Annotated in this window: 1 protein-coding gene; it reads right to left on the bottom strand. The window is 72.3% G+C overall.

What is annotated here, in order from left to right:
• Nucleotides 1–362 precede the first annotated feature (362 nt).
• The coding region (locus AC0IYU_RS34810; protein ID WP_472126961.1) for a JAB domain-containing protein at nucleotides 363–455 on the bottom strand (93 nt) is incomplete at its 5' end.

The following is a 455-nucleotide window of genomic DNA, read 5'->3' as shown; positions in this document are numbered from 1 at the left end:
GAGCGGGGAGCGACCCGCGCCATGCGTCGATCAGAGGCGGACCGGCAGCAGGCGACCGGCCACCACGAGGCAGGACCACGCCGCCACGCGGCCAAGTCCCGACCTTCCACGACCGGGGCGCGTCACCGAGTGGCGCATCCGTTCGCATCCTGCGCGGCCACGCCGCGCACGCCAAGTTCTGCGTTCTTTCTGTCTTCACCCCCAGCCGCGCAGCGGCTCACGCCGCATCCCCCCGCGGAACGCGCTTGACCGATGGCCTTCGCAGCACGTCGAAGGCGCGGGCGGCGCAGGATGGGGTCGCCAGCAGCCCCCCCCCGCGGAACGATAAGAAAAAGGGGCGCCGAAGCGCCCCGTGGCCTCGCTCAGACGAGGCCGCGCTCGGCCATCGACACCGCCCGGTTGCCGGCGACCACGAAGTGGTCCAGCACCCGCACGTCGATGTACGCCAGCGCTTC

Source organism: Variovorax sp. AC103 (genome assembly GCF_979254005.1).
Note: the sequence above shows the minus strand (reverse complement) of the source record. Positions and strands in the feature narration are given on the sequence as shown.